Consider the following 23643-nt stretch of genomic DNA (forward strand, 5'->3'; position numbering starts at 1 on the left):
TCAAGGAACTTCTCATGGCACGCATCATTGGTGGCCTCGCGGTCTCACACACGCCGACTATCGGTTTCGCGGTCGATCACGACAAACAGGGCGAGGCGGCGTGGGCGCCGATCTTTGAAGGCTTTGAGCCGATCAAGGTGTGGTTGAAAGCGCAACAGCCCGACGTGCTGTTCTACATCTTCAACGACCATGTGACCTCGTTTTTCTTCGACCACTACGGCGTGTTTTCGCTGGGTGTTGATGAACGCTACGAAGTGGCCGATGAGGGCGGCAATCCGCGTTCCTTGCCGGGTATTGGCGGGCACGCGGCGTTGTCGCGGCACATCGGTGAAAGCCTGGTGGCCGATGAGTTCGACATGAGTTTCTTCCGCGACAAGCCGCTGGACCATGGTTTTTTCTCGCCCATGTCGGCCTTGCTGCCGCACGAGCCGCAATGGCCGGTAGAAATCGTGCCGTTGCAGGTTGGGGTGTTGCAGTTTCCGGTGCCCAGCGCGTTGCGTTGCTACAAGCTGGGACAGGCTCTGCGTCGCGCCATTGAGAGCTATCCCGAGGACTTGAAGGTGGCCATCGTGGCCACTGGCGGTGTGTCGCATCAGGTGCATGGCGAGCGCTGTGGTTTCAACAACCCGGAGTGGGACGCGCAGTTCATTGATCTGCTGGTCAATGACCCGATCAAGCTGACGGAAATGACCCTGGCCGAATTCGCCACCCTGGGCGGACTCGAAGGGGCCGAAGTGATTACCTGGCTGATCATGCGCGGTGCCTTGTCGGCCACTGTGAACAAACTGCATCAGGACTACTACCTGCCATCGATGACCGGCATCGCGACCCTGTTGCTGGAAAACCTGGCGCAGCCGGTCTCGGCCGAGGTCAATGCCCGGCACTTGCAGCACATGGGGCATCAGGTGGCGGGCATCGAAAAGCTTGAAGGGACGTACCCCTTCACGCTGGAACGCAGCGCCAAGGGTTACCGCCTCAACAAGTTCCTGCATCGCATGATCGAGCCCGAGTGGCGCGAACGCTTTTTGCTTGAACCTGAAGCGCTGTTTGCAGCATCAGGCCTGACTGACGAAGAGCGCGACCTGTTGCGACGCCGTGACTGGCGCGGGTTGATCCATTACGGGGTGATTTTTTTCGTGCTGGAAAAACTCGCCGCCGTAGTGGGCGTGCCCAACCTGCATGTGTACGCGGCCATGCGCGGCGAGAGCCTTGAAGACTTTATGAAAACCCGCAACCAGCAAGTGCTGTACTCGGTGGCAGGCAAAGCCCCGCGCTGAGTGAGCCCTGAATTTTTTCAGCCAAAAAACGGAAAACAATAACAATGACTTCCACTGTAAAACCACGCAGCGCCTGCGCGCTGGCGCTTGTCTGCGCGTTGCCAGTACCCGCTTTCGCAGAAGGCTTTGTCGACGATGCCAGCGTTAATCTGAACCTGCGCAACTTCTTCATTAATCGCAACTTCACCAACTCAGGCAACGCTCAGGGCCTGGCCCAGGAATGGACGCAGAACTTTATTCTCGATGCCAAATCCGGCTTCACCCAAGGGACGGTGGGCTTTGGTGTGGACGCGTTGGGCTTGTATTCGGTCAAGCTCGATGGCGGAAAAGGCAGCGGCGGCACTCAGCTGTTGCCCGTGGGCAGTGACGGGCGCCCGGCGGATGATTTCGGACGTCTGGCGGTGGCCGGCAAGATGAAAATCGCCAATACCGAAGTCAAGGTCGGTGAGTGGATGCCGGTATTGCCGATTCTGCGTTCCGACGATGGTCGTTCGCTGCCGCAAACCTTTCAGGGCGGGCAAGTGACCTCCAAAGACATCGCCGGGTTGACCTTGTATGGCGGCCAGTTCCGCAAGAACAGCCCGCGCAACGATTCGAGCATGGACGATATGTTTATGCAGGGTAAATCGGGGGTCACCTCCGACCGCTTCAACTTTGTCGGTGGCGAATACACCTTCAACGAGAAGCGCACCCTGATCGGGCTGTGGAATGCCGAACTCAAAGACATCTACCAGCAGCAATACCTGCAAGTGACGCACAGCCAGCCATTGGGTGATTGGACGCTGGGCGCCAACCTGGGTTACTTCCGGGGCAAGGAAGACGGCAGCGCACGGGCGGGTGATCTGGATAACCGGACTGTTTCGGCGTTGTTTTCGGCGCGTTATGGCGGCAACACGTTCTACGTCGGCTTGCAAAAGGTCAGCGGCGACGACGCCTGGATGCGGGTCAACGGCACCAGCGGTGGCACGTTGGCCAACGACACCTACAACTCCAGCTACGACAGCGCCAAAGAAAAGTCCTGGCAGTTGCGCCACGACTACAACTTTGCCGCGCTCGGCGTCCCGGGCCTGACCTTGATGAACCGCTACCTGAGCGGTGACAACATCCACAGCGGCACTGTCACCGACGGCAAAGAATGGGGCCGCGAGACGGAGCTGGCGTATGTGCTCCAGAGCGGCACTTTCAAAAACCTCAACCTGCGGCTGCGCAACTCGACCATGCGCCGCGATTACAGCACCACTGAGTTTGACGAAACCCGGGTGATCGTCAGCTATCCAGTGAGTATTTTCTGACACCGATGTTATCTAGGGTGCGTGAATACGCGTAGCAGCTGCCGAGCCCGCGAGGCTGCGTCCGGCTGTGTAGCAGTCGTAAAATCAAGCGCTGCGGTGTGTCAGTTCAACCCCGCAATTAGCGTTTACGATCGCTTCGCAATCGGACGTAGCCTGCGGCAACTGCTACGAAATGGGTGTGCAAGTTCCCATACAGCATTACGGGTTTATGTGGCCCTCATGAATGACCTCGCGGATCATCGCCATCAAGGCTTGAGCCGCGGGGGAGTGCAGGCTGGCCGTGCGCGATGTCAGGCCGATGGCGCGGGTGGTGTGCTTGAGCTCCAGCGGCAGAATGCACAACTCGCCACTGCTAATCTCGGGCTCCAATTGGTGGGCCGAGACGGCCGCGAGCATGTCCGAACGCAGTAACAGGCCGCGAATGATCGCCATGTCGCCGCTTTCAACCACCGGGCGCGGCGGCGCAATCGCGAAGGCTCTGAAGCAATCATCCAGCATCTGCCGGGCGGGTGAACCCGCCCTGGGCAGCACCCATTGCGCATCGCTGAGTTCGGCTTGCAAGGCGCTTTTCGCATACAGCGGATGGCCGCGCCGCGCCAGCACCACCATGTCTTCGGTCAGTAATGCTTCGCCCGTCAGGTCGCTGGCGTAGGCAGCGGAGCGCAAGGCGCCGAAGATGAAATCGACATCGCCTGCGCGCAACTCTGTGGCCAATAAATCAAACGGGCTTTCATTGGTAATGACCTGGATGGCCGGGTGTTCGGCCATCAGCCGCACGATGGCTTCGGGCAGGATGCGGGTGCGGCCCAAGGGCAGGGCGCCGACATGCACCACGCCTTGCAGGGTGCCAAGAATGGCCGCGAGATCGGTTTCGATATGGCGCAGTTCATTCAGTGCACGGCGAATCGGGAACAGGATTTCCAGGCTGGCGCGGCTCGGCAGCAAGCCACGGGGTGTGCGCTCAAACAGGGGTTGGCCGCAGCCGCTTTCCAGCACTTTGAGGGTTGAACTGACAGCGGGTTGGCTCAACCCCAGCAGGCTGGACACAGTTTGCATGTGGTGGGTTTCGCAGAGTTTGACGAAGACTTGCAGGCGCCGGGCCTGAAACAGGTACAGCGGCTCGCTGAGGTGTTTGTCTGCGCCAGCCAACAGGCGCGGCACGCTCTCAAGCTCGGCCAGCACCCGTCGTGCACGGGGTAATAAACGCGTGCCGTAATCGGTCAGGCGCATGCCGTTGGCATGGCGTTCGAACAGCGGCACGCCCAGTCGGGCCTCCAGCTCGGAAATCGAGCGGGTGACCACCGACTGTGCCCGAAACAAGGCTTCAGAGGCTTTGGAGACGCTGCCGTAATCGGCCACGCGAACGAAAGCGCGCACCTGCATCAGGTTGGGAAGTTCAGGGGTTTCCATGGGCGCATGCTCTGCCTTTTGCCCGGACTATGCCTCCCATCGAACAGGCTGGCAATAAATAAAACGCATACCTGAAACAGGCTTACGCATTACTCCGGCGGCGGGTGCGGGTGCGATCCTGTGGGCAACTGTAGAAGGAGCCCCGAGATGAACGCATCCCCTAAAACCGCACTGGTGGTCAGTGCCCATTCGGCCGATTTTGTGTGGCGTGCAGGCGGTGCCATTGCCCTGCATGCGCAACAAGGCTATCGCGTGCACATCGTTTGCCTGTCTTTCGGTGAGCGTGGCGAGTCCGCGAAACTGTGGCGCAAGGGTGAGATGACTGAACAACGGGTCAAGGACGCGCGTCGCGAAGAAGCCCAACGGGCGGCCGATATTCTGGGGGCCAGCATTGAGTTTTTTGACATCGGCGATTACCCGATGCGCGCCGACAAGGACACGCTGTTTCGCCTGGCCGATGTGTTTCGCCGGGTGCAGCCAGAGTTTGTGCTCAGCCACTCGATTAAAGACCCGTACAACTACGACCACCCGCTGGCCATGAATCTGGCGCAAGAAGCGCGGATCATCGCCCAGGCCGAGGGCTACAAACCGGGCGAGACGATCGTCGGTGCGCCGCCGGTCTACAGCTTCGAGCCGCATCAGCCAGAGCAATGTGAATGGCGCCCTGATGTGTTGCTGGACATCACCGATGTCTGGGACAAAAAGTACGCCGCCATTCAATGCATGGCCGGGCAAGAGCATCTGTGGGAGTACTACACCCGCGTCGCTCTGCAACGTGGGGTGCAAGCCAAGCGCAATGTGGGCATCGCCTCTACCCGCAACATCGTGTACGGCGAGGGATACCAGAGCATTTTCCCGCGTGTGACGGAGAATCTGGCATGAGCACCTTGATCGGAAAAACCGGCATTGTGCTGCGCAACATCCAGCGGGCCGAGGCAGCGCTGGTGAATGAGCTGGGACGCTACGGCGTGGCGACCATTCATGAAGCACAAGGCCGCAAAGGCTTGCTGGCGTCGGGCATCACGCCGATTCAGCGCGGCACAGTGATCAGTGGTTCGGTGGTCACGGTGCTGGTCGCACCGGGTGACAACTGGATGTTCCATGTGGCCGTTGAGCAATGCCAGCCTGGCGATATTTTAGTGGTGGCACCGACTTCGCCCTGCACCGATGGCTACTTCGGCGATTTGCTCGCCACCTCGCTCAAGGCGCGTGGCGTGCGCGGGCTGGTGATCGATGCCGGGGTGCGTGACACCCAGACCCTGCGCGACATGGGGTTTGCCGTGTGGTCGCGGGCGATCAGCGCGCAGGGCACGATCAAGGAAACCCTGGGTTCCGTGAACCTGCCGATTGTGTGCGCCGGGCAGTTGGTCAATGCCGGTGACGTGGTGGTGGCCGACGACGATGGTGTGGTGATTGTGCGCCGTGCCGAGGTGGCGCAGGTGGTTGAAGCCAGCCGTCTGCGAGCGGATCTTGAAGACCAGAAAGCCATGCGCCTGGCCAAGGGTGAGTTGGGGCTGGATATTTACAACATGCGCGCTCGGTTGGCCGAGAAGGGCTTGCGTTACATCGACAGCCTCGAAGAGCTTGAGGGCTGAGCATGAGCCAGACCCGTATTCCCTGTGTGTTGATGCGCGGTGGAACCTCGAAAGGGGCTTACTTTTTGGCCGAGGATTTGCCGCCGCAACCGGCGTTGCGTGACCGCGTGTTACTGGCGGTGATGGGCTCGCCCGACCGGCGGCAGATCGACGGGATCGGCGGTGGCGATTCGCTGACCAGCAAGGTGGCGATCATCCAGCGTTCCACGCGCCCTGACGCCGACGTCGATTACTTGTTTGTGCAGGTCGTGGTCGATGAACCGCGGGTCGATTATGGGCAAAACTGCGGCAACATCCTGGCCGGTGTCGGGCCATTCGCTATTGAGCGTGGGCTGGTGCCGGTGGCGGGTGACGTGACCCCGGTGCGAATTTACATGCAAAACACCGGGCAGATCGCCATTGCTCACGTTCCCATCGTCAATGGCGCTGTGAACTACAGCGGTGAAGCGCGCATTGATGGCGTGCCCGGGGTTGCTGCGCCGTTGATCGTCGAATTTGCCGACATCGCCGGTGCCAGTTGCGGCGCCTTGTTGCCCACCGGCAACGCGGTGGACGTGTTTGATGGCGTTGCCGTGACGTGCATCGACAATGGCATGCCGGTTGTTGTGCTGCGTGCGCAAGACGTTGGCTGCACGGGTTACGAGGCGCCCGAACAACTGGACGCTGACACCGAACTGAAGGCGCGGCTTGAGTCGATTCGCCTGCAGGCTGGCCTGCACATGAACCTGGGCGATGTACGTCAGCGTAATGTGCCGAAGATGTGTCTGGTGGCTGCGGCGCAGGCGGGCGGGGTGCTGAATACCCGCACGTTTATCCCTCATCGCTGCCACACCAGCATCGGGGTATTCGGTGCGGTCAGCGTGGCGGCCGCGTGCCTGATTCCGGGGAGCGTCGCAGCAGATCTGGCGCAGGTCAGCGCAGGCACTGTCAAACAGCTCTCGGTTGAGCACCCCACGGGTGAGTTCACCGTGGAACTGCGCCTGCAAGACGGTCAACTGATCGGCTGCGGGCTGATGCGTACGACCCGGTTGTTGTTTGAAGGCGGGGTGTACGTGGCAACTGCGCTGTGGGCCGGGCCATCGGATACGCGGCACTAACGCTCATCGCCAGTTGTCTATGCTCTGACTCTGCGCGGCATGATGCCGTGCAGTTAAGGGCCACATGGCCTGTCGTATTGATAGGAGGCAGCGATGAGCAAAAAAATACTCGTGGTACTGACCAGCGTCGAAAAGTACCCCAATCTTGATCGCGCGACAGGTTTATGGCTGGGCGAGGCCGTGCATTTCGTGCACAAGGTTGAAGCCGCCGGCTATGCCGTGGATTACGTCAGCCCACAAGGCGGTTACACCCCGATTGACCCGCACAGCCTGGCCAAGGAAATGGCTTCAGAGATTGACTGGAAGTGGTATCACGACAAGGCGTTCATGAATCGCCTGGGGGCCACGCTCAAACCGAGTGAGATAAACCCTGACGACTACGTGGCTATTTATTACGCGGGCGGCCACGGGGTGATTTGGGACTTCCCGGAGAATGCCGAGTTGCAGGCAATCAGTCGGCATATCTATGAACACGGCGGCGTGGTGTCGTCGGTCTGCCATGGCGCGGTGGGTTTGCTCAATATCAAGCTGTCTGACGGCGAGTTGCTGATTAAAGGCCGACGGGTCACGGGCTTCTCTAATGAAGAAGAAACGTTGGCGGGGCTGGCCGACGTGGTGCCGTATCTGACCGAAACCGAGTTGGTGAAGCGTGGCGCAAACTATCAAAAGGCCGGTACCCCTTGGGCACCGTTTGCCATCGCCGATGGGCGGTTGATCACGGGGCAGAACCCGGCATCGGGTGGCCCGGTGGCTGAGTTGGTGTTGGCTGCAATCCAGTAAATCTGCTTGTCATTCAGCCGATGCGGGCTCGCCAAGCGTGCATCGGCTCCCCTCAAGACCAACATTAAACTTTTGAATCGCAAACATATTCTGTAGCCTTAGCGCGCTCAATAGCTGGTCCGTGCCTGATAACACACATTCTCCCGGCGGGGCTCGACAGTCCAGAGCCGGTGGTACACTCGACTTTCGCGCACTAGCGCTTGCAGGTCTTGCGAACATGACGCAAATTTCTGAACGACTTCTGGTCCAAGCCCACCTCGACGCCAAGCAGCCAAAACCGCTGACGGCGGCGCAAGAGGCGACCCTGCGTGCAGCCATCGCTGCCGAACTCAAGGCGCGTGATGCGGTGCTGGTCGCGCACTTTTACTGTGACCCGGTGATCCAGGCCCTGGCCGAAGAAACCGGCGGTTGCGTGTCTGACTCCCTTGAAATGGCGCGCTTTGGTGCTGCTCATCCGGCCAAGACCATTCTGGTGGCGGGTGTGCGCTTTATGGGCGAGACGGCGAAAATCCTCACCCCTGAAAAGCGCGTGCTGATGCCGACGCTGGAAGCCACCTGTTCGCTCGACCTGGGTTGCCCGGTTGAGGAATTCTCGGCGTTTTGCGACAAGCATCCCGAGCGCACCGTGGTGGTGTATGCCAACACCTCGGCAGCGGTCAAGGCCCGGGCGGACTGGGTGGTGACCTCCAGTTGCGCGCTGGAAATCGTCGAAAGCCTGATGGACAACGGCGAGACAATTATCTGGGGCCCGGACAAACACCTGGGGCGTTACATCCAGCGTCAGACCGGCGCTGACATGCTGCTGTGGGACGGTGCGTGCATCGTTCACGAAGAGTTCAAGTCCAAGCAACTGGAAGACATGAAGGCGCTGTACCCGGACGCAGCCATTTTGGTGCACCCGGAGTCGCCGGAGTCGGTGATTGAGCTGGCAGACGCGGTGGGCTCCACCAGCCAACTGATTGCTGCTGCGCAAAACCTGCCGAACAAAACCTTCATCGTGGCCACCGATCGCGGCATTTTTTACAAAATGCAGCAGCTGTGCCCGGACAAAGTCTTTATCGAAGCCCCGACCGCCGGTAACGGCGCGGCGTGCCGCAGTTGCGCGCATTGTCCGTGGATGGCCATGAACACGTTGGAGCGCACCCTTGAATGCCTGCAAAAGGGCACGAACGAAATCTTCGTTGACCCGGCGCTGGTGCCCCACGCCATTCGCCCGCTCAAACGCATGCTGGACTTCACCCAAGCGGCGCGTATGAAGCTGGCGGGTAACGCCTAAACGCCAAACAGATCCACTGTAGGAGCGAGCTTGCCTCGCGATCTTTTGATCGTTTAAAGGATCGCGAGGCAAGCTCGCTCCTACAGGTCTGTGGCGTTGTGTCAGTTCATCATGTCTTTAATCGCCCGCTCCTGATCCATCAGCTCGCGCTGGCGCGCATCAAGGCGTGATGACAGCTGGAAGTTGTTGGTGAGCTTCTTGGCGAAGGCGATTTGCTGGATGGCCTGGCGATAGTCACCCATCAAGGCAAAGTACTCGGCGCGGGCCTGGTGCAGGCCAATGATGTTGCCCGACAACCCGCGTGTCTCAGCGACCTGATACCAGACGTCCGGGTCGTCCGGGCGACTTTTCAGCAATGCTTCCAGGGCTTTTTCCGCATCGGCCGGGCGATTTTGCTTGAGCAACACATCAACCCTGGCTTGATTCAACGGGTAATTGCTGGGGTACAGCGTGCGCATTCTGTCGATCCGTTGCTGGGCATCGGCCAGGCGGTTGCTGTCCATGTCCAGTTCGATTTGCGCCAGGTTGTAGGTGATGTCGTTCGGTGCCTTGTCGAGCAGGGGCTTCAAGTTGGCGCGGGCGTCGTTGAATTGGCTGCCCTTGATTTGCGCAATCGCCAGGCCATAACGCGCTACGTCGTTTTTCGGGTTTTCGTCGAGTTGCTGGCGAAAGCGCTTGGCCGCCAAGCCGGGGGTGCCTTCGTATTGCAGTTGCACACGGGCGCGAATCAGTTGGTAGCGCAGGCTGTCTTCGGTGCCGCCGACCTTGGCTTGTTCGGCCCGGTTGCGGGTATCAGCGATACGCGACTCGGTCACCGGGTGAGTCAGCAAGAATTCGGGCGGATTGGCATCGAAGCGGTACTGACGCATCAAGCGCTCAAACATGGTGGGCATGGAGCGTGGGTCGTAACCGGCTTTTTCGAGATTGAGGATGCCGATGCGGTCTGCCTCTTGCTCGTTCTGCCGCGAGAAGCGTCGCTGTTCCTGAAACGCCGCCGCTTGAGTGCCCGCAATGGTGGCAATACCGGCATCACCGGCACCAGAGGCGGCCAATACGATACCGGCGAGCAAGGCGGCCATCATTGGCAGTTGCATGCGCTGCTGGGCTTCTACCCCGCGGGCGAAGTGGCGTTGAGACAAGTGGGCAAGTTCATGGGCCATGACCGAGGCATATTCGCCTTCGGTCTGGGCGTTAAGAAACAGCCCGCCGTTCACCCCGATAATCCCGCCAGGTGCGGCAAAGGCGTTGAGCTGCGGGCTGTCGATGAGAATGAATTCGAGGCGGCGATCTTGTACCTGACTGGTCTCTACCAGCTTGTAAACGCTGTTTTCGACGTAATCCTTGAGTTGCGGGTCGTTGAGCTGCGCCACCTGGCTGCGCAGCATGCTCAACCAGGCACGGCCCAGTTGGTACTCTTGCGCAGGGGAAACGATGGCCGAGCTCGCGTCACCCAGCGACGGCAAATCGTCTGCGAAACTCGGTGATGCGAGCAGGCAAGCGAGCGTCAACAGGGTCGGGCGCAGAAAATTCATGCACAAAGCTCTAGTCAGTAAAGCGCTTACTGTAGCTGGACACTCGTCTGGCGACCAGTGGCGGTCTGCTTGGGGTATTCTAGCGGGCTAAAAAATGCCATTCATGGCATGTCTGAGGAAGTAATCAATGACTGATGCGTTGGCGCATGAAGCGCTAGTGGATGCCAGTGGTCTGAATTGCCCATTGCCGTTGCTCAAGGCCAAGCTTGCGCTTAATGGTCTGGCCAGTGGCCAAACCTTGAAAGTGATCGCGACAGACGCCGGCTCGCAGCGCGATTTTCGGACCTTCGCACGTTTGGCAGGGCATACGCTGCTACGTGAAGAAGAAGATGCTGGCACCTATCGCTACTGGTTACGCAAGGCTTGAGGCCGGGCGGCGCTTTCTCTTAAGGAATCTCGATGTTCAAAGTGTTACGTGATTGGGTTCAGCGCTATTTCTCTGATGAAGAGGCGGTGGTGCTGGCCGTGCTGTTGGTGCTGGCTTTTACCGCCGTGCTGACTCTGGGCGGGATGCTGGCGCCGGTCTTGGCAGGCATGGTGCTGGCGTATCTGATGCAAGGTCTGGTGGTGGCGCTGGAGCGACTGCGCGTACCGGCTGCGGCCGCCGTCGGGCTGGTGTTTGCGCTGTTTATGGGCGTGTTGCTGGTCTTTATCGTGGTGGTGGTGCCGTTGCTGTGGCATCAGTTGATCACGCTGTTCAATGAGTTGCCGGGCATGCTGGCCAAGTGGCAGTCGCTGCTGTTGCTGCTGCCTGAGCGTTACCCGCACTTGGTGTCGGATGAGCAGGTGTTGCAGGCCATTGACGTGGCGCGGGGTGAGATCGGCAAGTTCGGGCAACTGGCGCTGACGTTCTCGCTGTCCAGTCTGCCGTTGCTGGTGAACATCATGATCTATCTGGTGCTGGTGCCGATTCTGGTGTTCTTCTTTCTTAAAGACCGAGCGGTCATTGGCCGTTGGGTGCGCGGTTATCTACCTCGCGAGCGTGCGTTGATTACCCGTGTGGCCGAGGAGATGAACCGCCAGATCGCCAATTACATTCGCGGCAAAGTCATCGAGATCATTATCTGTGGCGGCGTGACCTACATCGCGTTCGTGACCATGGGCCTCAACTACGCGGCTTTGCTGGCGCTGCTGGTGGGCATTTCGGTGGTGGTGCCCTATGTGGGCGCCGTGGTGGTGACGGTGCCGGTGCTGCTGATTGCCTTGTTCCAGTGGGGCTGGAGCGATCAGTTCATCTACCTGATGGCGGTGTACGGAATCATTCAGACCCTGGATGGCAACGTGTTGGTGCCGCTGTTGTTCTCTGAGGCCGTGAGCTTGCACCCGGTGGCGATTATTTGCGCGGTGCTGTTGTTTGGCGGGTTGTGGGGTTTCTGGGGGGTGTTTTTTGCGATACCGCTGGCGACCCTGTTCAAGGCCGTGCTGGACGCCTGGCCGCGTGAACAGCAGGTGGTCGCGCCGTTGCTTTAAATCACTTGATGGCAGATATGAAAAAGCCCCGGCTCTCGCGAGTCGGGGCTTTTTCGTTACGGCATCAGCTTACGCTTGAATAACCGGGATGTTGGCATTAGCTGCCGACTCACGGAATTCGGCGATCTGATCAAAGCTCAGGTAGCGGTACACGTCCGCTGCCATGGTGTTGATCTCTGCCGCGTAGGCCATGTATTCCTCAACAGAAGGCAGACGACCCAGGATCGACGCAACCGACGCTAACTCAGCCGAAGCCAGGTAAACGTTCGCACCGTCACCCAGACGGTTCGGGAAGTTACGCGTCGAGGTCGATACGACGGTGGAGTTCGGCTCAACGCGTGCCTGGTTACCCATGCACAGCGAGCAACCTGGCATTTCCATGCGCGCGCCCGCTTTGCCGTAGATGCCGTAGTAGCCTTCTTCGGTCAGTTGGTGAGCGTCCATTTTGGTCGGAGGCGACAGCCACAGACGGGTTGGCAGCTGACCTTTGACCTTGTCCAGCAACTTGCCCGCAGCGCGGAAGTGGCCGATGTTGGTCATGCACGAACCGATGAACACTTCGTCGATTTTCTCGCCAGCAACGCTGGACAGCAGACGAGCGTCGTCCGGGTCGTTTGGCGCGCAGAGCACAGGCTCTTTGATGTCGGCCAGATCGATTTCGATGATGTGCGCGTATTCGGCGTCAGTATCGGCTTCCATCAGCTCAGGGTTGGCAACCCAGGCTTCCATCGCTTGAGCGCGACGCTCAAGGGTACGAACGTCGCCGTAACCTTCAGCAATCATCCAGCGCAGCAGGGTGATGTTGGAGTTCAGGTATTCGGTGATCGATTCTTTGGACAGCTTGATGGTACAACCAGCCGCCGAACGTTCTGCCGAGGCGTCGGACAGTTCGAACGCTTGCTCGATGCTCAGGTTGTCCAGACCTTCGATTTCCAGGATGCGACCCGAGAATTCGTTGATCTTGCCTTTCTTCTCTACGGTCAGCAGGCCTTTCTGGATTGCGACGTAAGGAATGGCGTGTACCAGGTCACGCAGGGTGATGCCCGGCTGCATTTCGCCTTTGAAGCGAACCAGAACCGATTCCGGCATGTCCAGTGGCATTACGCCAGTGGCTGCGGCGAACGCCACCAGACCCGAACCGGCCGGGAACGAGATGCCCATTGGGAAACGCGTGTGGGAGTCACCACCGGTGCCGACGGTGTCCGGCAGCAGCATGCGGTTCAGCCAGCTGTGGATGATGCCGTCGCCCGGACGCAGGGAAACGCCGCCGCGGGTCATGATGAAGTCTGGCAGGGTGTGGTGCGTGGTTACGTCGATCGGCTTTGGATACGCCGCGGTGTGGCAGAACGACTGCATTACCAAGTCAGCCGAGAAGCCCAGGCACGCCAGGTCTTTCAGTTCGTCACGGGTCATTGGACCGGTGGTGTCCTGAGAACCTACGGTGGTCATCTTCGGTTCGCAGTAAGTGCCTGGACGAACGCCAGTCACGCCGCACGCCTTGCCGACCATTTTTTGCGCCAGGGTGAAACCCTTGGTGCTTTCAATAGGAGCTTCAGGCTTTTTGAACAGATCGGTAGGGCCCAGACCCAGTTCGGCACGAGCCTTCTCGGTCAGGCCACGGCCAATGATCAGAGGGATACGGCCGCCAGCGCGAACTTCGTCCAACAGCACGGGAGTTTTCAGTTCGAAGGTGGTGATGACTTCGTCAGTGCCGTGCTTGCAGACTTTGCCTGCGTGCGGGTACAGGTCGATCACGTCGCCCATGTTGATGTTGCTGACGTCGAATTCGATTGGCAATGCGCCAGCATCTTCCATGGTGTTGTAGAAGATTGGAGCGATTTTGCTGCCGAAGCAGAAGCCACCGGCACGCTTGTTCGGTACGTAAGGAACGTCGTCGCCGAAGAACCACAGTACGGAGTTGGTGGCCGACTTACGCGACGAACCGGTACCGACTACGTCACCGACGTAAGCGATAGGGAAGCCTTGACCGCGCATTTCTTCGATTTGCTTCATCGGACCGATGGAGCCTTGAACGTCCGGCACGATGCCATCACGGGCCATTTTCAGCATGGCCAGGGCGTGCAACGGGATGTCAGGGCGCGACCAGGCGTCTGGTGCTGGGGACAGGTCGTCGGTGTTGGTTTCGCCGGTGACCTTGAACACGCGCAGGCTGATTTTGTCAGCCAGGGTAGGACGGTTTTTGAACCACTCGCCGTCAGCCCAGGATTGAATCACTGCCTTGGCGTGTTCGTTGCCGTTTTTGGCTTTTTCAGCGACGTCGTGGAAGGCGTCGAACATCAGCAAGGTGTGCTTGAGTTGCGCAGCGGCAACCGGTGCCAGCTCTGCGTCGTCCAGCAGGTCAACCAGGGTCACGATGTTGTAGCCGCCTTGCATGGTGCCAAGCAGTTCAACAGCGCGTTTTTTGCTGATCAGGGGGGAGGTTGCTTCGCCTTTCGCGATGGCGGCCAAGAAACCGGCTTTTACGTAGGCAGCTTCGTCAACACCTGGCGGAATGCGGTTGGTGATCAGATCAACCAGGAATTCTTCTTCGCCGGCCGGCGGGTTTTTCAGCAACTCAACCAGGCCTGCGGTTTGTTCGGCGTTAAGCGGCTGGGGAACGATACCCAGGGCTGCGCGCTCTTCGATATGTTTGCGGTAGGCTTCAAGCACAGTTATTACCCTCATCATTGGTCCCAAATGGGTGTCCGGGACGCTCATCCAGGAATGCCAGGCACTCATGCGCTGCGGGGCTTTTTGGGCCGCTTAGCCAGAGTTGCAAGGATTCCCAACAGAAGCTGTTTTCAAAGTTTTACGCCTTCCGAACGGGGAGGGTGATGCATGTTGATGCGGGTATTTGCAGTGCAAACACCCCACACCAACACCGTTCTTCAGGATCAACTGTGCTCGTGACGCTTTGAAAACAGCTTCTAACGGACATTGGCGCCTTAAAAGGCAGGCCGATTCTACGGTAAAAATTTGTTAAAGGTAAGTTAGGCCCTGAAGGTTGAGGGGTGATCTGCGTTAGACAAAGGGCTAACATGGCCGTCTGTTTCGTTCTGCAGTGCTCTATTTCGCCATGTCCAATCAAACCATCAAGACTCCCTGCATCGGCCTTTGCTCAACGGTTTATGGCGACCTCGTGTGCCGTGGCTGCAAGCGTTTCCACCATGAAGTGATCAATTGGAACGGCTACAACGAGGATGAAAAGCGTGCCGTATGGCTGCGACTTGAGCAGCTTTTGGTGCAGGTCATGGCTGGCAAGGTAGAAGTGTTTGATGTGGCCGCGCTGCGCGGGCAATTGGTGGCACGCAAAATTCGTTTTGTGCCGCATCAGTCCGAATACTGCTGGGCTTACCAGTTGATTGCCCGTGGCGCACGGGTCATCAACCAGTTGGACATGTACGGCATGGTGCTGTTGCCGGAGTTCCGTGACTGGGGGCTGCCCGAGTTGCGTGACGCCATTGATCGGGAATTCTTCCTTTTGTCCGAAGCCCACTACGAACGCTACATCGCGCCGGGTTTCCTCAAAGATGTGATGGGGCAGTAACTCTTTTGTAGCCGCTGCCGAAGGCTGCGATGGGTTGCGTAGCTAAAGGTAAAGCGAAGGTCCTTCGGCCCTTATCGCAGCCTGCGGCAGCGGCTACACAGTCTGACTAGGCCTTGGCCGCTTTTTGTTCCAGTTGCTTGACGATGTCATCGGGCTTGAGCACCAGAACGTCGGACTTAAGCTTGTCGATCACGATTTCTGCGGTGTTGCCAATCAATGCTCCGGACAACCCGGTTCGCGCGACAGTGCCAATCACAGTCACCACGGCGCCGAGCTTTTTAGCGACGTGTTGAATGATGATGTCGGCCGGTCCTTCTTTTATGTGCAGGCGATCGTCGTCAATTTCGAACTGGCGCTGAAATTCTTTGCAGGCGGCCCGGTAGCTGGCTTCGTATTCAGTATCGATCGGGTAGGCTGCATCCATCACCGCCAAGGTCGGCGCAGGGTGGGCGCTGACTACATGCAGTTGCCCGTGGGTCAGGCTGGCGATGCGGAACCCCTGATCAATGATGCTTTTGTGCAAGACCATGTGCTCCTCGTCGCCATTGCCGACGTCGACGGCTGCCAGCACCACGCCGTTGCTCCAGGGCTTGTTGGTTCTGACCAGCAAAACCGGGGTAGGGCACTCGCGCAGCAGTGTCCAGTCTTCGGGGGTGAACACGATTTTTCTCAGGATGGAGTCGTCAACGTGCTGCTTGATCACCAGCCCGCAACCCTCGATTTGTTGTTCCTTGATGATGGTGGTGTGCAGGTTGTCGTGCCAGGCCTGGCGCGAGGTCACGCTGTAGCCTTCGGTCACCAGGCTGCTGGTCAGTACGTTGAGCAGGGCTGAGTGGTCATGCTCTTTATCGCAAATCAACAGGTGCAAATGCGCTTTGGAGGCTTGGGCGATTTCTTTGGCGCGTTTGAGGGCGAGGCTTTCCATCAGTTGGGGTTCGATGACGACCAAAAGGCTGCGTATGGTTTGCATGTTCGCTGACTCCACGAGTAATAAAGGCAAGTGCAGCCACTATAGTTGCTCCTCAGTTGTGCCTGCGTTGATGCATATCAAGTTGCGCGGTTGGTGCTGCGGCACGGGGTCCGTATAATCGGCGCCTTTCGCCTCGTCCAGCCTTTGTGAGCCTCATGTCAGCGATTCTTCAAAACACGTTCGGTCCGTTGTGCAATCCCCAAGGTTGGGGAGTGTGCGCATGAACCTTCCTGAAATTCATGAGTTCCTGGGCTGCCGCACGCCGGATGGTTGGATTGCGGCTGCGCTGGCTGATCAGGAAACCCTGCTGATCGACCACAAGAATTGCGAATTCAAGGCAGCCAGCACGGCGCTGAGCTTGATCGCCAAGTACCACTCGCATGTTGACCTGATCAACATGATGTCGCGTCTGGCGCGTGAAGAGTTGGTGCATCACGAGCAAGTCATGCGCCTGATGAAGAGACGCAAGATCGAGTTGCGTCAGCTGTCGGCTGGCCGTTACGCCTCGGGTTTACGCAAAGTGGTGCGCAATCATGAGCCGGTCAAACTGGTCGATACGCTGGTGGTCGGCGCCTTTATCGAAGCGCGCAGTTGTGAGCGTTTCGAAGCGTTAGTGCCACATTTAGACGAAGAACTCGGTAAGTTTTACTTCGGCCTGCTCAAGAGCGAAGCGCGACACTTTCAGGGCTACCTGAAGCTGGCCTATCAATACGGTGACGCCAAGGACATTGCTCAGGTCATCGAGCGTGTGCGAGCTGCCGAGCAAGAACTGATCGAATCCCCCGATGTTGAATTCCGCTTTCATAGCGGCGTGCCCGCACTGTCATAAGCCATATCTGAATCGCCTGTGGGAGTCTGGCTTGCCAGTGATGCAGGCGACTTGGTGTGTCTGATACACCGAGTCGATGCCATCGCTGGCAAGCCAGGCTCCCACGGCTTTTGTGTGGCTGGAAAATAACCTTATAGATAGCAAGCTAATAGGCGCCTTGACATTAGCTGCCTAAGCAGTAATATTTGGACACATTACTGCTTAGGCAGCTTTCTGGTGCCCTGATGAAACACTTTCAACCCGATGATTTTCAAAACTGCATCCTGGGCCTGCTCCTGGGGCGTGCAGCCATCCTTAAAGACCGCATCATCGACAGCCATATGGAGCCTTACGGCATCACGGCGGCACAGTTCAAAGTACTGATCATCATGGAGCAGTTTGATGTCGACACCCCGGCTGAGCTCTGCCGGAATCTGTCCGTAGACAGCGGTTCGATGACCCGCATGCTCGATCGTCTTGAACAAAAAAACTTGCTCATTCGCCAGCGCTCCGAGGCTGACAGACGCCAGGTGCGGCTGGTTTTGACTGAGGAAGGGCAAGGGCTGGTAGCCCTGTTGCCGAAGATTGGTGCTGAAGCCATGAATCAGTTGGCCGGTGCTATTACCCCGCAAGAGCTGCAAAGCCTGGAACATATCCTCAAAAAAATACTGCTGGCGGCCGGTGATCCGATCACTATCCAGCGCTTGGGTGAAAAATGAGCAACAGAACGCTACGAACAGGCTTAAGCCTGATGTGTGTGTCCCTTGCGTTGGCCGGTTGTGCCAGCTACAGCGGCTTGGTAACAGAAGGCACGAGCCTGCACGCCAAAGACCTCAAAGCTGCCCAAGCCCTGAGTGGCGTTAATGTGACCCCTGCTGCCTGGCCTGAAAAAAGCTGGTGGAAATGCCTGGGGGATGGGCAGCTTGACGGGCTGATTGACGAAGCCTTGCGCGACAGTCCGGACATGCAAATCGCCAGCGCGCGTGCGCATCAGGCGACGGCAGCGGCCGGTGCGGCGAATGCGGCGCGCATGCCAACGTTGAACGCAGAAGCCGACGTAACACGCTCCCGCTTGTCTCGCTCCCAAGATCCGACCGGTCAGGGCAGTCGTTACGACACACTGCGCGACATCGGTCTGACCTTTAATTACACCTTCGATCTGTGGGGCGGCCAGCGTGATGCGTGGGAAGCCGCATTGGGCGAAGCGCGTGCTGCTGAAGTAGACGCTCAGGCCGCCAGCCTGACCCTTGCTGCTGATGTAGCAAGGGCTTACAGCAACCTTGGGCACGCCTACAGCGTTCGAGATCTGTCGAACGATGACCTGCAGCGCACCCGCAACATGCTCGATTTGAGCAAGCGTCGCCTGCAAGCGGGCATCGACAGCCAGTATCAGTACCAGCAAACCGAAAGCCTGGAAGCCAGCGCTCAAGAGCAACTGATTAATGCTGAAAAACAACTCAAAAGTGCGCACATCGCGCTGGCAGTGTTGTTAGGCAAAGGGCCGGACCGCGGTTTTGAAATCGCCAGGCCGAACATCTTGTCGCCCGCGGCGGTGGCATTACCGAGTACGTTGCCCGCCGAGCTGTTGGGGCGTCGTCCCGATATTGTCGCGGCGCGCTGGCGGGTCGAGGCGGCCAGTAAACATATTGCCGCTGCCAAAACCCGTTTTTACCCCAACCTCAACCTGACAGCCGCTGCGGGCACGCAGTCGTTGCTGGGGGATGCATTGTTCGGTTCGGCCAGTCGTTTTATGAATATTGCGCCAGCGATTTCGCTGCCGATTTTTGATGGCGGTCGCTTGCGGGCAGGGCTGGACGCCGAAGACGCCAATTACGACGTGGCCGTCGCGCAGTACAACAAAACCCTGGTCGCAGCGCTGGGCGATGTCAGCGATACCCTTGAGCAATTGAACGCCATGAGCCAGCAAATAAGCACTCAACAGCGTGCCGCAGCTATTGCCCAGGATTCGTATAACAGTGGATTGCAGCGCTACGAGTCGGGCGTGGGCAACTATTTGGATGTGCTCAGCATCGAGCAGCAATTGCTCCAGGCCCAGCGCCAGCTGGCTGACCTGAATGCTGAGCAGATCGATCTTTCGATTCAATTGATGCAAGCCCTGGGCGGCGGCTTTGAGCCCGGCAACACGGCTTCAGCCGTTCCTACTCAAGCCTCCCTGGCAGAATAATTTCAGGTACTCGTCATGGCCACTGTGCAAACACCGAATGAAGCGCAACACGATCAAGACGCTGGCAATCAGCGTAAACGCAAGCTCTGGCTGAGTGGGTTGGCTATCTTGGTTATTTTGGTTGGCCTGGGTATCTGGGGCTGGCATGAAATGTATGGCCGCTGGAGCGAAAGCACTGACGACGCCTATGTAAACGGTAACGTGGTTGAAATCACCCCGCTGGTCACGGGCACGGTGGTGAGCATCGGTGCCGATGATGGCGATCTGGTCCATGAAGGGCAGGTGCTGCTCAATTTCGACCCGAGTGATTCGTTGGTGGGCTTGCAGAGCGCCGAGGCTAATCTGGCCCGGACGGTTCGTCAGGTTCGCGGCCTGTTCAGCAATGTGAGCGGCACCAAGGCACAAGTGGCAGCACAAAAAATCGCCGTGCAAAAAGCCCAGGACAACTACAACCGTCGGAAAAATCTGGCAGCGGGCGGGGCAATTTCTCAGGAAGAACTGTCCCATGCGCGGGATGACCTTGCGTCTGCGCAAAGTGCCTTGCGTAACAACGAGCAACAACTCGACACCACCCGCGCGCTGGTCGACAACACGGCCGTGGCTAACCACCCGGATGTGCTGGCGGCGGCGGCGCAGGTGCGCCAGGCCTATCTGGAACACGCCCGTACCACGCTGATTGCCCCGGTAACCGGTTACGTGGCCAAACGCACTGTGCAGTTGGGGCAGCGCGTTCAGCCGGGTACCGCGCTGATGGCGGTTATCCCGCTTAATCAGCTGTGGATTGACGCCAACTTCAAGGAAACCCAACTGCACAAGATGCGCATCGGTCAGCCGGTGGACATTGAGTCGGACATCTATGGCAGCAGCGTGAAGTACAGCGGCACCGTCGACAGCATCGGTGCGGGCACGGGCAGCGCGTTTGCCCTGTTACCCGCGCAAAATGCCACCGGCAACTGGATCAAGATCGTTCAGCGCGTGCCGGTTCGTATTCATATCAATGCTGATGAATTGGCGACACACCCACTGCGTGTGGGGTTGTCGACCACCGTTGAAGTGAACCTGCATGACCAAAGTGGTCCGGTTTTGGCGCAACAGCCGCCGCAAAAGGCGATGTTCACCACCAATGTCTACGAGCAGCAGTTGGCTGAAGCCGAATCCCTGATTACGCGTTTGATTGACAGCAACAGCGCTGCAACAGGCGACGCCGCCGCGCAACGCTGATCCGCCAATCCATAAGCTCCGCTGCTCCGGCGGGGCTGCACTCCCGGTTTTAAAGGATTTGCGATGAGTACAAACGCGTCTTTTACCCCGCCCAGCTTACTGTTCGCCACCATTGGCCTGTCGCTGGCGACCTTTATGCAGGTGCTCGACACCACCATCGCCAACGTCGCACTGCCAACCATCTCCGGCAACCTGGGGGTGAGTTCGGAGCAGGGCACGTGGGTGATTACCTCTTTTGCTGTCAGTAACGCGATTGCCTTGCCATTGACCGGCTGGTTGAGCCGACGCTTTGGTGAAGTGAAGCTGTTTCTGTGGGCCACGGTTCTGTTCGTGCTGGCTTCATTTCTGTGTGGTATTTCGACGTCCATGCCTGAATTGGTGGGCTTTCGGGTGCTGCAAGGGCTGGTAGCCGGGCCGCTGTATCCCATGACCCAAACGCTGCTGATTGCGGTCTATCCCCCTGCGAAACGGGGGATGGCATTAGCATTGCTGGCGATGGTCACGGTGGTCGCGCCCATTGCGGGGCCGATTTTGGGAGGCTGGATTACCGACAGTTACAGTTGGCCGTGGATCTTCTTTATTAACATCCCGATCGGCATTTTTGCGGTGATGGTGGTTCGCCAGCAACTCAAGGCGCGCCCGGTGGTGATAACCCGTCAGCCGATGGACTATGTAGGGCTTATTACCCTGATCATTGGTGTCGGCGCGCTACAAATTGTGCTCGACAAGGGCAATGACCTGGACTGGTTCGAGTCCAGCTTCATCCTGATGGGCACGGCGTTGTCTGTGGTGGCATTGGCGGCGTTCATCATTTGGGAAATGACCGACAAGCACCCGATCGTGAACCTGCGGTTGTTTGCTTATCGCAACTTCCGCATTGGCACCATCGTGCTGGTGTTGGGTTATGCCGGTTTCTTTGGGATCAACCTGATCTTGCCGCAATGGCTGCAAACCCAGATGGGCTATACCGCCACCTGGGCGGGTCTGGCGGTAGCGCCGATCGGTATTCTGCCGGTGCTGATGTCGCCTTTTGTGGGTAAGTACGCGCACAAATTCGACTTGCGCTTACTGGCCGGTCTGGCCTTTTTGGCGATTGGTTTGAGCTGCTTTATGCGCGCAGATTTCACCAATGAGGTGGACTTCCAGCACGTTGCTCTGGTGCAACTGTTTATGGGGATCGGCGTGGCGCTGTTCTTTATGCCGACCTTGAGCATTTTGATGTCGGACTTGCCGCCGCATCAAATCGCCGACGGTGCGGGTCTGGCTACGTTCTTGCGGACATTGGGCGGTAGTTTTGCAGCCTCCCTGACCACATGGATCTGGATTCGTCGGGCCGATCAGCATCATGCCTACATGAGTGAAAGCATGAGTACCTATGATCCGATCACTCGGCATACGCTGGATACTCTGGGTGGGGCGAGCACTCAAGCCTATGCCCAGCTCGATCAGGTGCTGACCAGTCAGGCCTACATGCTGTCGACTGTGGACTACTTTACCCTGTTGGGCTGGATGTTCATGGGCTTGATCTTGCTGGTGTGGCTGGCCAAACCGCCGTTTTCTGCCAAGCCAGGACCGGCGGCGAGCGGGCATTAACGCCAGAAGTACGCAAACCTCGTAGGAGCGAGCTTGCCTCGCGATCTTTTAAAAGATCAAAAGATCGTGAGGCAAGCTCGCTCCTGCAGTGGACAGTGTTTATTGAGTGGCGGGTGGCAATGCCAGTTGCGGCGTGACGAAGTCAAACGCCGCCAGCTGCATGCCTTGCTCATCCACTTGCAGTGCCCAGCCTTGCTTGTCCCAATCACCGAGCACGATGCGCTTGGCCGCGTGTTCGCCGATTTGCAGCTTATGAATCGCCGGGCGGTGGGTGTGGCCATGAATGAGTGTATGCACGCCAAAGTGTTCCATGATCCGCGGCACTTCTTCGGGCGTCACATCGACAATGTCATTGGCTTTCATGCGGGTTTGCGCACGACTTTCGCTGCGCAGCTTGCGCGCGAGCTTGTGCCGAGTGCTCAGTGGCAAGTGGCGCAAAATCCACAATGTCACCGGGTTGCGCAGGTAGCGTCGCAGACGCATGTAGGCTTCGTCGCGCGTGCACAGGCTATCACCGTGCATCAGCAACACAGGCTCGCCGTAGAAATCTACAACGCTCGGGTCTTTGATTAGGGTGCAGCCAGCCGCCTTGCAAAAGGCCTGGCCCAGTAGAAAATCGCGATTGCCGTGCATCAGAAATACGTGTGTACCGCTGTCACTCAATTCGCGCAGCGCTTCGCAGATCGAGCGCTGGTAAGGCGTCATTGCATCGTCGCCAATCCAGGCTTCAAAAAAATCGCCCAAAATGTACAACGCCTGTGCCGAGCGCGCGCGCCCGGACAGGAAATCCAGAAACGCCCGGGTTATATCCGGGCGCTCCTCTTCCAGATGCAAATCTGAAATCAGCAATATCACTCAATGATCTCGGCTTTCTCGATGATCACGTCGTCTGCAGGTACATCTTGGTGACCGGCTTTGGACGTGGTCGACACACCTTTGATCTTGTCGACAACGTCCTGGCCTTCGGTCACTGCGCCAAATACGGCGTAGCCCCAGCCCTGAACGTTTTTGCCGCTGTGGTTCAGGAAGCTGTTGTCAGCCACGTTGATGAAGAACTGTGCGGACGCCGAATGCGGTTCCATGGTGCGGGCCATGGCGACGGTGTACTTGTTGTTCGACAGACCGTTGTCAGCCTCGTTCTGGATGCTTGGGCGCTTGTCTTTCTTTTCTTTCATGCCAGGTTCAAAACCACCGCCCTGAATCATGAAGTTGCCGATGACGCGGTGGAAAACAGTGTTTTCGTAGTGGCCGGCTTTTACGTATTCGATGAAGTTAGCGACAGTGATTGGCGCCTTTTCAGCGTTCAGTTCAATCACGATGTCGCCGTGGTTGGTGGTCAGTTTTACTTTTGACATGGTCGTTATCGCTCTATCAGAGAATTCGTTGGGCTTGGGAGATGCGTATGACACCTTGCGCCCCAGGCGTGCTGGGTAGATACAGCCGCGGGGCGGAGTTTAGCGTGCCCGCACAGCATTTCGATGGTGTTTTTGCCATATGGGGACTAAAAGCCCGCATTTCAAATGCTTTGATTGATCACCTGCTCTGTCAGTGACTTGACGGCATCGGCTATGATAGGCGCTTTGTTTTGGT

21 protein-coding genes are annotated in these 23643 nt (G+C 58.2%); 15 read left to right on the top strand and 6 right to left on the bottom strand.

The features are described from left to right. Positions 1 to 14 precede the first annotated feature (14 nt). Positions 15 to 1277: a gallate dioxygenase gene (locus RHM56_RS07120; RefSeq protein WP_322239926.1), complete on the top strand. Its 1263-nt coding sequence runs from the start codon at positions 15 to 17 to the stop codon at positions 1275 to 1277. A gap of 44 nt (positions 1278 to 1321) precedes the next feature. Further along, complete coding sequence (locus RHM56_RS07125) at positions 1322 to 2569, top strand: OprD family porin (RefSeq protein WP_322239928.1); 1248 nt, start codon at positions 1322 to 1324, stop codon at positions 2567 to 2569. Between the two features lie 198 nt (positions 2570 to 2767). Here the strand turns inward: RHM56_RS07125 and RHM56_RS07130 are convergent, their stop codons facing one another. Then, positions 2768 to 3979 carry a LysR family transcriptional regulator gene (locus tag RHM56_RS07130; protein WP_322239930.1) on the bottom strand — a complete coding sequence of 404 codons (1212 nt, stop codon included), beginning with the start codon at positions 3977 to 3979 and terminating at the stop codon, positions 2768 to 2770. A 147-nt stretch (positions 3980 to 4126) separates the two neighbouring features. Here RHM56_RS07130 and galB point away from each other — a divergent pair, with 147 nt between their 5' ends. The 5 genes from galB (at position 4127) to nadA (ending at position 8727) form a co-directional block, all read left to right on the top strand. Next, the gene (galB, locus tag RHM56_RS07135; protein WP_322239932.1) at positions 4127 to 4861 is read left to right on the top strand and encodes a 4-oxalmesaconate hydratase; all 735 of its coding nucleotides are present in this window, start codon (positions 4127 to 4129) and stop codon (positions 4859 to 4861) included. Beyond that, positions 4858 to 5574: a 4-carboxy-4-hydroxy-2-oxoadipate aldolase/oxaloacetate decarboxylase gene (locus tag RHM56_RS07140; RefSeq protein WP_322239934.1), complete on the top strand. Its 717-nt coding sequence runs from the start codon at positions 4858 to 4860 to the stop codon at positions 5572 to 5574. The genes galB and RHM56_RS07140 overlap by 4 nt, the downstream gene beginning before the upstream one ends. Before the next feature lie 2 nt (positions 5575 to 5576). Beyond that, complete coding sequence (locus RHM56_RS07145; RefSeq protein WP_322239936.1) at positions 5577 to 6671, top strand: 4-oxalomesaconate tautomerase; 1095 nt, start codon at positions 5577 to 5579, stop codon at positions 6669 to 6671. Between the two features lie 93 nt (positions 6672 to 6764). Then, complete coding sequence (locus RHM56_RS07150; protein ID WP_322239937.1) at positions 6765 to 7451, top strand: type 1 glutamine amidotransferase domain-containing protein; 687 nt, start codon at positions 6765 to 6767, stop codon at positions 7449 to 7451. A gap of 217 nt (positions 7452 to 7668) precedes the next feature. Further along, the gene (nadA, locus tag RHM56_RS07155) at positions 7669 to 8727 is read left to right on the top strand and encodes a quinolinate synthase NadA (RefSeq protein ID WP_322239939.1); all 1059 of its coding nucleotides are present in this window, start codon (positions 7669 to 7671) and stop codon (positions 8725 to 8727) included. Positions 8728 to 8828: 101 nt separating this feature from the next. Here the strand turns inward: nadA and RHM56_RS07160 are convergent, their stop codons facing one another. Then, the gene (locus tag RHM56_RS07160) at positions 8829 to 10259 is read right to left on the bottom strand and encodes a M48 family metalloprotease (protein ID WP_322239941.1); all 1431 of its coding nucleotides are present in this window, start codon (positions 10257 to 10259) and stop codon (positions 8829 to 8831) included. Positions 10260 to 10386: 127 nt separating this feature from the next. On the opposite strand from RHM56_RS07160, the gene RHM56_RS07165 reads away from it, so the two are divergent. Together RHM56_RS07165 and RHM56_RS07170 are read left to right on the top strand one after the other, a co-directional pair. After that, a complete protein-coding gene (locus RHM56_RS07165) occupies positions 10387 to 10626 on the top strand; it encodes a sulfurtransferase TusA family protein (RefSeq protein ID WP_322239943.1) in 240 nt (79 codons plus the stop codon). Positions 10627 to 10658: 32 nt separating this feature from the next. Further along, positions 10659 to 11729: an AI-2E family transporter gene (locus RHM56_RS07170; protein WP_322239945.1), complete on the top strand. Its 1071-nt coding sequence runs from the start codon at positions 10659 to 10661 to the stop codon at positions 11727 to 11729. Between the two features lie 69 nt (positions 11730 to 11798). On the opposite strand, the gene acnB is transcribed toward RHM56_RS07170, so the two are convergent. Next, entirely contained in the window at positions 11799 to 14399 is a 2601-nt protein-coding gene (gene acnB, locus RHM56_RS07175; RefSeq protein WP_322239947.1) for a bifunctional aconitate hydratase 2/2-methylisocitrate dehydratase, read from the bottom strand. 406 nt (positions 14400 to 14805) lie between these two features. Here acnB and RHM56_RS07180 point away from each other — a divergent pair, with 406 nt between their 5' ends. Continuing rightward, entirely contained in the window at positions 14806 to 15276 is a 471-nt protein-coding gene (locus tag RHM56_RS07180) for a DUF1289 domain-containing protein (protein WP_322239949.1), read from the top strand. Positions 15277 to 15382: 106 nt separating this feature from the next. On the opposite strand, the gene RHM56_RS07185 is transcribed toward RHM56_RS07180, so the two are convergent. Then, a complete protein-coding gene (locus tag RHM56_RS07185) occupies positions 15383 to 16246 on the bottom strand; it encodes a universal stress protein (RefSeq protein WP_322239951.1) in 864 nt (287 codons plus the stop codon). A gap of 220 nt (positions 16247 to 16466) precedes the next feature. On the opposite strand from RHM56_RS07185, the gene RHM56_RS07190 reads away from it, so the two are divergent. The 5 genes from RHM56_RS07190 (at position 16467) to RHM56_RS07210 (ending at position 22053) form a co-directional block, all read left to right on the top strand. Continuing rightward, on the top strand, positions 16467 to 17075 hold the full coding sequence (locus RHM56_RS07190) for a tRNA-(ms[2]io[6]A)-hydroxylase (RefSeq protein WP_322239953.1): 609 nt from the start codon (positions 16467 to 16469) through the stop codon (positions 17073 to 17075). A gap of 224 nt (positions 17076 to 17299) precedes the next feature. Then, positions 17300 to 17773, top strand: a complete 474-nt coding sequence (locus tag RHM56_RS07195; RefSeq protein WP_322239955.1) for a MarR family transcriptional regulator — start codon at positions 17300 to 17302, stop codon at positions 17771 to 17773. Next, on the top strand, positions 17770 to 19239 hold the full coding sequence (locus tag RHM56_RS07200; RefSeq protein WP_322239957.1) for an efflux transporter outer membrane subunit: 1470 nt from the start codon (positions 17770 to 17772) through the stop codon (positions 19237 to 19239). Before RHM56_RS07195 ends, RHM56_RS07200 begins: the two co-directional genes overlap by 4 nt. 15 nt (positions 19240 to 19254) lie before the next feature. Continuing rightward, a complete protein-coding gene (locus tag RHM56_RS07205; protein WP_322239959.1) occupies positions 19255 to 20460 on the top strand; it encodes an efflux RND transporter periplasmic adaptor subunit in 1206 nt (401 codons plus the stop codon). 63 nt (positions 20461 to 20523) lie between these two features. Next, positions 20524 to 22053 (top strand): DHA2 family efflux MFS transporter permease subunit, encoded by a 1530-nt coding sequence (locus tag RHM56_RS07210; protein WP_322239961.1) that lies wholly within the window; start codon positions 20524 to 20526, stop codon positions 22051 to 22053. Between the two features lie 99 nt (positions 22054 to 22152). Here the strand turns inward: RHM56_RS07210 and lpxH are convergent, their stop codons facing one another. Both lpxH and RHM56_RS07220 read right to left on the bottom strand, forming a co-directional pair. Continuing rightward, positions 22153 to 22908 (bottom strand): UDP-2,3-diacylglucosamine diphosphatase, encoded by a 756-nt coding sequence (gene lpxH / locus RHM56_RS07215; protein ID WP_322239963.1) that lies wholly within the window; start codon positions 22906 to 22908, stop codon positions 22153 to 22155. Then, the gene (locus RHM56_RS07220; protein ID WP_322239965.1) at positions 22905 to 23408 is read right to left on the bottom strand and encodes a peptidylprolyl isomerase; all 504 of its coding nucleotides are present in this window, start codon (positions 23406 to 23408) and stop codon (positions 22905 to 22907) included. The genes lpxH and RHM56_RS07220 overlap by 4 nt, the downstream gene beginning before the upstream one ends. Between the last annotated feature and the right edge of the window lie 235 nt (positions 23409 to 23643).

The sequence above is a fragment of the Pseudomonas sp. CCC3.1 genome (assembly GCF_034347405.1).
In the GTDB taxonomy this organism is placed as follows: Bacteria; Pseudomonadota; Gammaproteobacteria; order Pseudomonadales; family Pseudomonadaceae; genus Aquipseudomonas.

Coding starts and splice junctions, on each gene's coding strand:
- RHM56_RS07220 (WP_322239965.1), bottom strand. CDS start 23,408: ATGTCAAAAGTAAAACTGACCACCAACCACGGCGACATCGTGATTGAA.
- RHM56_RS07130 (WP_322239930.1), bottom strand. CDS start 3,979: ATGGAAACCCCTGAACTTCCCAACCTGATGCAGGTGCGCGCTTTCGTT.
- RHM56_RS07200 (WP_322239957.1), top strand. CDS start 17,770: ATGAGCAACAGAACGCTACGAACAGGCTTAAGCCTGATGTGTGTGTCC.
- galB (WP_322239932.1), top strand. CDS start 4,127: ATGAACGCATCCCCTAAAACCGCACTGGTGGTCAGTGCCCATTCGGCC.
- RHM56_RS07145 (WP_322239936.1), top strand. CDS start 5,577: ATGAGCCAGACCCGTATTCCCTGTGTGTTGATGCGCGGTGGAACCTCG.
- RHM56_RS07150 (WP_322239937.1), top strand. CDS start 6,765: ATGAGCAAAAAAATACTCGTGGTACTGACCAGCGTCGAAAAGTACCCC.
- RHM56_RS07165 (WP_322239943.1), top strand. CDS start 10,387: ATGACTGATGCGTTGGCGCATGAAGCGCTAGTGGATGCCAGTGGTCTG.
- RHM56_RS07120 (WP_322239926.1), top strand. CDS start 15: ATGGCACGCATCATTGGTGGCCTCGCGGTCTCACACACGCCGACTATC.
- RHM56_RS07210 (WP_322239961.1), top strand. CDS start 20,524: ATGAGTACAAACGCGTCTTTTACCCCGCCCAGCTTACTGTTCGCCACC.
- RHM56_RS07170 (WP_322239945.1), top strand. CDS start 10,659: ATGTTCAAAGTGTTACGTGATTGGGTTCAGCGCTATTTCTCTGATGAA.
- RHM56_RS07180 (WP_322239949.1), top strand. CDS start 14,806: ATGTCCAATCAAACCATCAAGACTCCCTGCATCGGCCTTTGCTCAACG.
- nadA (WP_322239939.1), top strand. CDS start 7,669: ATGACGCAAATTTCTGAACGACTTCTGGTCCAAGCCCACCTCGACGCC.
- RHM56_RS07125 (WP_322239928.1), top strand. CDS start 1,322: ATGACTTCCACTGTAAAACCACGCAGCGCCTGCGCGCTGGCGCTTGTC.
- RHM56_RS07205 (WP_322239959.1), top strand. CDS start 19,255: ATGGCCACTGTGCAAACACCGAATGAAGCGCAACACGATCAAGACGCT.
- RHM56_RS07185 (WP_322239951.1), bottom strand. CDS start 16,246: ATGCAAACCATACGCAGCCTTTTGGTCGTCATCGAACCCCAACTGATG.
- RHM56_RS07140 (WP_322239934.1), top strand. CDS start 4,858: ATGAGCACCTTGATCGGAAAAACCGGCATTGTGCTGCGCAACATCCAG.
- RHM56_RS07195 (WP_322239955.1), top strand. CDS start 17,300: ATGAAACACTTTCAACCCGATGATTTTCAAAACTGCATCCTGGGCCTG.
- RHM56_RS07160 (WP_322239941.1), bottom strand. CDS start 10,259: ATGAATTTTCTGCGCCCGACCCTGTTGACGCTCGCTTGCCTGCTCGCA.
- RHM56_RS07190 (WP_322239953.1), top strand. CDS start 16,467: ATGAACCTTCCTGAAATTCATGAGTTCCTGGGCTGCCGCACGCCGGAT.